We start from the raw sequence: 6,826 nt of genomic DNA on the forward strand, positions 1-6,826 counted from the left end.
CCGCCCGTCAGCGGCGGCGGGGGCGGCGGCGCCTCGGGCCGTGGCGGCGTCACCGGGGGGCCGGGCTGCGCCGTCACGACCGGCGGGCCATCGCTGCCGGCGGGCGTCGTCGCTGGCGGCCAGAAGACATACGCGCCCGCCGCGCCGCCGATCGCCAGCAGCGCCACCACCGGCAGCGCCCAGCCCAGCCCACCTTTCCGGGCCTTCGGCGCGGCCCGCGGCGCGGCCAGCGGCTTCTTCACCGGCGGCGGGGCAGCGGCCGCTGCCGGCGCGCCGACCATCGTCGCATCCTCGTCCAGCCCCGGCAGCGGGCCAGAGTCGGCAAAACGCTTCTCCGTGCCGGCATCCGCCGCCTCGGCGATGGCGGCCGCGAAGTCGGCGGCGCTGGCGAAGCGATCCTCGGGGCGCTTCGCCAAAGCCCGGGCGATCACATCGTCGAAGGCGCGCGGCACCGAGACCGTCAGCAGCGAGGGGGCGACCGGCTCCGTGTGCAGCGCCTTGTGCATGATGGCCGAGAAGCCGCCCTCGAACGGCTTCTCCCCGGTCAGCAGCTGGTAGAGCACCGTGCCGGCGGCCCAGATATCGGCGCGATGGTCGGCGGCCTCGCCGCGCAGCTGCTCGGGCGCCATGGCGCTCGGCGTGCCCAGCACCGTGCCGAGCCGGGTGATCGCTTGGTCCTCGAGGCGCGAGATGCCGAAATCGGCGATCTTGATGCGCGGGCTGCCCCGCTCGTCCGGCTCGGCCAGCATGATGTTGGCCGGCTTGATGTCCCGGTGCACCACGCCGCGCGCATGCGAATAGGCCAGCGCCTCCAGCACCTGCGCCATGATGCGGACGCTGTCGGCCAGCGGCGGGCGCCGGCCGCCATCCAGCAGCGCCTTCAGCGTGCCGCCGCCGACATGCTCCATGACGATCCAGGCCTGCTCGGCGGTCTCGCCATAGTCGTGGATCGCGACGATCGAGGGATGCGACAGCCGCCCCGCCGCCTGCGCCTCGCGCCGGAAGCGTTGATGCACCTCCGCCGCCTCCGGCTCGTGCGCCGGCGGCAGCTCGACCAGCTTGATGGCGACGGGGCGCGCGATCAGCCGGTCGAAGGCGTCCAGCACCACGCCGGTGGCGCCGCGGCCCAGCGTGCCGCGGATCTCGTATTTGGCGGCGATCGCCGCCGGCACCGCAGGCTCGGACATCGTCTCAGCCTGCGGCGCGGCGATGGCGGCGTCCAGTCTTCACGCGCAACGGACCCCCGGATTTGTGACCTGCAGCATCGCCGCCGCCGCATGGACCAGGCGGCAGCCCGCATCTAGCCTGCCGCCCGCGTCGTTCTCAAGAGCGGCGCAGCATTCGGCGCGATCCGTCGCGCCCACAAGCAAGAGAGATCCGATGCCGCTCGCACGATCCGATGAGGTCCGCCGCCTCCAGGCCATGCTGAACGCCAAGCTGCGTCCGCCGCCGCATCTTGCCGTCGACGGCATCATCGGCCCGAAGACCCGCGCCGCGCTCCGCGCCTACCAGGGCGCGCAGCAGTCGATCCCGGGCCATGCCGCCGAGCCGCGCGCCATGGCCGTGGCCAACCCGGCGCCGCAGCACGCCGCCGCCGCGGCCGATGACGGCAGCGCGCCCTGGATGGCGATCGCCGAGGATGAGCTCGGCGTCGCCGAAATCCCCGGTCGCCGCCACAATCCGCGCATCATCGAGTATCACATGACCACCGGCCTGCAGGCGCAGACCGACGAGGTCGCCTGGTGCGCCAGCTTCGTCAACTGGGTGGTGCGCCAGGCCGGCTACAGCGGCACCAACAGCGCCGCCGCCAAGAGCTGGAAGGGATGGGGCTCGGCCACCGGGCCGCGCTACGGCGCCATCACCGTGCTGCGCCGCCGCCGCAGCGGGCATGACGCCTCCACCGGCTCCTCCTCCGGCTATCACGTCGGCTTCATGACGCAGCAGGGGGCGGGGCGCATCACGCTGCTGGGCGGCAACCAGGGCAACATGGTGAAGCTGTCCAACTTCAACCTCGCCAGCTACGACATCGAGGCGCAGCGGTGGCCCCGGTGATGCGCGTCTCGATGCGCGCCTCGATGCGCGCCCCCCTGCTGGCGGCGCTGCTGCTGGCCTGCCCGCTGCTGGCGACAGGTTGCGCGGCCCAAGCGCCTGCCGTCGCGACCGTCAGCACCGCGGGAATCCCGGCGGCGCTGCAATCCCGGTGGCAAGCCTTCCGCACGGCGGTGCTGGCCGGCGACAACGCGACGCTGGCGCAGATGACCCGCTTTCCGCTCGAGGTCGCCGGCACCCTCGACAGCAGCGGCATCCAGCGCATCGGACAGGACCGCTTCGCCGCCACCCTGAAGAAAGCCCTCGACCAGGATAGCGGGCTCTCGCCACGGCAGCCCCAGACCAACCGCGACCTGGTCCAGCGCACCGAAAGCCTGACCCAAAATCCCCGGCGGCCCACCGTCACCGACGACCAGGCCCGCATCGGCGCCCTCGTCTTCAGCCGCATCGGCAACCAGTGGAAACTCACCCGGCTTTATCTGGAAGATGAGTAAGAAGTAAGAAAGGTCGGGGGACAGTATTCCCCCGAATCCCCCTTCTATTCCTGGACATCGATCGCCCTTGCCACGCGGCGCGTTCCACGTCAGCCTTCCGCTGTCCAGGAATGAAACGGCGACGGCCCAAGGCCCGCCAGCAGCAGGGGAGCATGGCCATGCCCGAAGCGGGCCGCCAGGCGGCATGAACTACACCTTCGAATTCAGCCAGGTCTTCGCGGCATGGGATGAGCTCGCGGCCGGCGCCCTGCGCACGCTGTGGCTCTCGGCCGCCTCGATGGCCATCGGCCTGGTGGTCGCGGTGGCCGGCGCGCTGGGCAAGAACAACGGGCCGCGCGCGCTGCGCTTCGTCATCGACGCCTATGTCGAGCTGATCCGCAACACCCCCTTCCTGGTGCAGATCTTCATCGTCTTCTTCGGCCTGCCCGCCATCGGCATCCGCCTCGAGGCCGACCAGGCCGCGCTGCTCGCCATGGTGATCAATGTCGGCGCCTATGGCATCGAGATCATCCGCGCCGGCATCGAGAGCATCCATCACGGACAGATCGAGGCCGGCCGGGCGCTGGGCCTGTCGCCGCTGCAGATCTTCCGCCTGGTCGTGCTGAAGCCGGCGATCCAGGCGATCTACCCGTCGCTGACCAGCCAGTTCATCCTGCTGATGCTCAATTCCAGCGTCTGCTCGGCGATCGCGGCGGCCGAGCTCACCGCCGCCGCCAACGACATCCAGGCCCGCAACTTCCGCAGCTTCGAGGTCTATTTCGTCGTCACCGGCATCTACTTCGCGATGTCGCTGCTGTTCTGGGGCATCTTCGCCGTCATCGAGCGCAGCTTCCTGCGCCAGCCGGCCGCGCGATAGGAGGGCCCGGCCATGCGCAGCTTCGGTCCCAACGAGGTCCTCTTCATCCTGGCGGCGGTGCGCTGGACGCTGCTGCTCTCCGTTGCCGCCTTCATCGGCGGCAGCCTGGGCGGCGTCGTCATCGCTCTGATGCGGGCGGGCAGCATCCGCGCGCTGCGCTGGATCGCCTTCGCCTATATCAAGATCTTCCAGGGCACGCCGCTGCTGATGCAGCTGGTGCTGGCCTTCTTCATCCCTGGCATCTTCGGCCTCGACGTCGACCCCTGGGCGGCGGCGGCCATCGGCCTGTCGCTGCATGCCAGCGCCTTCCTGGGCGAGATCTGGCGCGGCGCCATCGAGGTGGTGCCGCGCGGCCAGTGGGAGGCCTCGGGCGCGCTCGGCCTGCGCTACTGGACGCAGATGCGCCTGGTCGTCGCGCCGCAGGCGATCCGCATCGCCATCCCGCCCAGCGTCGGCTTCCTGGTGCAGCTGATCAAGGCGACCTCGCTGGCCTCGATCATCGGCTTCGTCGAGCTGACCCGGGCAGCGCAGGTGATCAACAACGCCACCTTCCAGCCCTTCACCATCTTCGGCCTGGTGGGGCTGACCTATTTCATCATCTGTTGGCCGCTATCGGCCTATAGCCGGCGCATGGAGCGGCGCCTGGCCGAGGCCACCGCGCGCGCCTGACCACCGACTAACCAGAAAAACGACTATTCAGAAAAACACAGGGAGACTCCAGGATGACCTTTCCTTCCATCAGCCGCCGCGGCCTCGGCGCTCTGGCCCTCGGCGCCGCCGGCGCGTCGCTGCTGCCGCGCCTGGCGCTGGCCGCGACGCCGGACGACATCAAGAAGCGCGGCCGCATCCAGATCGGCACGCTGACCGACTACCCGCCCTTCGGCGGCACCGACGACAAGCAGAACCCCGCCGGCTACGACGTCGATGTCGCCAACCTGCTGGCCAAGGCGCTGGGCGTCGAGCTGCAGCTGGTGCCGGTCACCGGCCCGAACCGGATTCCCTTCCTGCTGACCAACAAGGTCGACATGCTGGTGGCGACCTTCGGCATCACCGAGGAGCGCTCGAAGCAGGTGCTCTTCTCCAACCCCTACAGCGCGCTGACCACCTATATCCTGGCGCCCAAGGGCACGCAGATCCGCAATGCCGAGGACCTGAAGGGCGTGCGCGTCGGCGTGGCGCGGGCCAGCACCCAGGACACCGCGCTCTCCGCCATCGCCCCGCGCGAGACGCGCATCATGCGCTTCGACGACGATGCCACCACCACCCAGTCGATCATCTCCGGCCAGACCCAGGCGATCGGCGCCAGCAACACCGTCCTCGCCCAGCTTTCCGCCGGCTACGCCAACCTGCAGATCGAGCCGAAGTTCACGCTCCGCGCCCAGGCCAATGGCATGGCCTTCCGCAAGCAGGACGAGGCGCTGCGCGACTGGTCCAACAGCTTCATCAAGTCGATCGTCGACAATGGCGAGCTCGCCGCCATCCACCAGCGCTGGTTCAAGGCGGCGATGGACCCGCTGCCGCCGATGCCGCAGTTCTGAGAGGCGCGGCGCGGCGGCTCATTCCCGCCGCGCCGCCCGCAGCCGGGCGCAGGCCGCCACGCCGCTCTTGGCCGGGTTGCATTCGGCCTGCTCCTCCGGCGGGATCAGCCGGAAATGCACGCCCTGGCGGCCCGCCGTCTCGACGAAGTCGAAGGCGCCGAGATAGGTGAAGCCCCCGTCCACCCGCTCGCCCCCGACATAGCTGCGCAGGCTGCGCACCGTCCCCGCCGTGGCATCGTGGAAAAAATCTTCGCCCAGCATGGTGACGGCGGCGATGTCGCCGCGCGGCGTGCGGTACAGGCTGACCCGGCTATAGCCGCCGGTATCGGCGATCGGGTTCACCGTGACGGTGCCGGCCGGCCCGGTGAAGCGCAGGCGGCGGGCATATTCGCCCTGCAGCCCGGGCAGCGGATAGACATCCAGCGTCACCCGCGGCGTCGCATCCGGCAGGGTCGCCGTCGCCGTGTAGGTCGGCAGGTGCGGCAGCACGAAATGATCCATGGCGCGGGCCACCAGCGCGGGCAGCAGCAGGCCGACGCCCGCCAGGAGGGCGGTGCCCAGCACCACCCTCCACCACCGTCGTGCGATGGTCATTGCCAGTCGACCTTGCGGGTCACCGCCATCACCGCCGACAGCGCGGCGAAGAGGGCCAGGGCACCGACCAGCAGCGCATAGGATTCCAGGCTGAGGACAACATACAGAAAACCGAAGAGCAGCCCGATGACGCCGGCGAAGACGCCCGCCATCCCGGGCCGTCGCGTCACCGCCGCCGTATGCGCCGAGGCCTGCAGCAGCACGGCAAGAGCAGAAACGAGATAGGCGGCGCCGAAGCCCAGCGGCTCGCCGATCGCCAGCAGCAGCAGCGGGAAGAGCAGCACCGAGCAGCCCATCAGCCCGTATTGCACCAGGTGGATGCGGCAGCGCGCCACCAGCTCGAAGCAGAGATAGGTGACGAAGGCCAGCGACAGGAACAGCATCGCGTATTTCGAGGCGCGGCTGACCATGCGATGCGTCGGCACCGTCTCCAGCAGGGTCACGCCGATGCCATCCGCCTCGCCGCAGGCGCGCAGGTTCTGCCGGAGCAGCAGCCCGCGCCCGCGCATCGACCACTCGGCGGAGAAGCCGGCGGTGGTGACGTCGGAGCTCTGCGGCAGGGCGGCGCCGCCGAAGCTCGGGCTGGGCCAGGGCGCCTCCAGGTGCAGCCGGGTCTGGCCGGCCAGCGGCAGCAGGTGCAGCCGGCTGGTGCCGCGCAGCTCCAGCGCCTGGGTGAAGCGCAGTTCGCGCCCGGCTTGCGGCGGGCCGTCCAGGTTCAGCGGCCAGCGCTGCGTCTCGGCCGGGCCGCACAGGTTCGGGTCGCTCGGCATGTCGCTGGCGGCGAGCGGCGCGCCATCGACGGTGAGCCGCCCGCCGCCGGCGCGCAGCTCGCTGGCGCCGGTCATCAGATAGGCCTCGCGCCACAGCAGTTCGGCATCCGCCACACCCGGCACGGCGATGGGCGGCACCGTCAGGCTGCCGTCCAGCGACAGCTGCGCGGCATAGACGGTGGTCTCGAAGACGCCGCGCTTGCGGGTCTCCGGCGCCAGCACGGCGCGGGCATTGAGCTGCGTCGGCAGCAGCATGATCTCGCCGCGGCCGCGCTTTTCCGTCTGGCTGCCGGAGGAAGGCAGCGTGCCGATATAGGGCAGCACCAGCACTGGCCCCAGCACGCTTTGCGGCCGGCCCCAGCTGCGGGCAATTTCTTCTTCCACCTCGCGCTGGCGGCTCTGCCTTTCGCCGATGACGTCGTCGATCAGGAAATGCGGCACCAGCAGCAGCAGGCCGAGCGTCAGCAGCCCGATCAGCTTGCGCGGCAGCGGACCCAATGTCGGGCGCGGCGGCGCGGGCGGGGC

The 6,826-nt window shown here is 70.6% G+C and carries 8 protein-coding genes; 5 read left to right on the plus strand and 3 right to left on the minus strand.

What is annotated here, in order from left to right:
* A partial coding sequence (locus tag GVN67_RS27395) for a serine/threonine-protein kinase (protein WP_160000487.1) occupies positions 1-1,187 on the minus strand: 1,187 nt, incomplete at its 3' end.
* A 193-nt stretch (positions 1,188-1,380) separates the two neighbouring features.
* Here GVN67_RS27395 and GVN67_RS27400 point away from each other — a divergent pair.
* From GVN67_RS27400 to GVN67_RS27420, 5 genes are all read left to right on the plus strand, one after another.
* Entirely contained in the window at positions 1,381-2,052 is a 672-nt protein-coding gene (locus tag GVN67_RS27400; RefSeq protein ID WP_160000488.1) for a TIGR02594 family protein, read from the plus strand.
* Complete coding sequence (locus tag GVN67_RS27405; protein WP_160000489.1) at positions 2,040-2,543, plus strand: hypothetical protein; 504 nt, start codon at positions 2,040-2,042, stop codon at positions 2,541-2,543. Before GVN67_RS27400 ends, GVN67_RS27405 begins: the two co-directional genes overlap by 13 nt.
* A gap of 184 nt (positions 2,544-2,727) precedes the next feature.
* Positions 2,728-3,399: an amino acid ABC transporter permease gene (locus tag GVN67_RS27410; RefSeq protein ID WP_160000490.1), complete on the plus strand. Its 672-nt coding sequence runs from the start codon at positions 2,728-2,730 to the stop codon at positions 3,397-3,399.
* A 12-nt stretch (positions 3,400-3,411) separates the two neighbouring features.
* Positions 3,412-4,068 (plus strand): amino acid ABC transporter permease, encoded by a 657-nt coding sequence (locus GVN67_RS27415; protein ID WP_160000491.1) that lies wholly within the window; start codon positions 3,412-3,414, stop codon positions 4,066-4,068.
* 53 nt (positions 4,069-4,121) lie between these two features.
* Entirely contained in the window at positions 4,122-4,937 is an 816-nt protein-coding gene (locus tag GVN67_RS27420) for a transporter substrate-binding domain-containing protein (RefSeq protein WP_160000492.1), read from the plus strand.
* An 18-nt stretch (positions 4,938-4,955) separates the two neighbouring features.
* Here the strand turns inward: GVN67_RS27420 and GVN67_RS27425 are convergent, their stop codons facing one another.
* Both GVN67_RS27425 and creD read right to left on the minus strand, forming a co-directional pair.
* The gene (locus GVN67_RS27425; protein WP_160000493.1) at positions 4,956-5,531 is read right to left on the minus strand and encodes a hypothetical protein; all 576 of its coding nucleotides are present in this window, start codon (positions 5,529-5,531) and stop codon (positions 4,956-4,958) included.
* Positions 5,528-6,826, minus strand: a 1,299-nt coding sequence (gene creD, locus GVN67_RS27430) for a cell envelope integrity protein CreD (protein ID WP_160000494.1), incomplete at its 5' end; no start/stop codon positions are given. The genes GVN67_RS27425 and creD, both read right to left, overlap by 4 nt.

The sequence above is a fragment of the Roseomonas sp. 18066 genome, assembly GCF_902706185.1.
Lineage (GTDB): Bacteria > Pseudomonadota > Alphaproteobacteria > Acetobacterales > Acetobacteraceae > Pseudoroseomonas.

Excerpts from the sequence above, each read along its gene's own strand:
- GVN67_RS27410 (WP_160000490.1), top strand. The coding sequence starts at position 2,728 with ATGAACTACACCTTCGAATTCAGCCAGGTCTTCGCGGCATGGGATGAG.
- GVN67_RS27415 (WP_160000491.1), top strand. The coding sequence starts at position 3,412 with ATGCGCAGCTTCGGTCCCAACGAGGTCCTCTTCATCCTGGCGGCGGTG.
- GVN67_RS27400 (WP_160000488.1), top strand. The coding sequence starts at position 1,381 with ATGCCGCTCGCACGATCCGATGAGGTCCGCCGCCTCCAGGCCATGCTG.
- GVN67_RS27420 (WP_160000492.1), top strand. The coding sequence starts at position 4,122 with ATGACCTTTCCTTCCATCAGCCGCCGCGGCCTCGGCGCTCTGGCCCTC.
- GVN67_RS27425 (WP_160000493.1), bottom strand. The coding sequence starts at position 5,531 with ATGACCATCGCACGACGGTGGTGGAGGGTGGTGCTGGGCACCGCCCTC.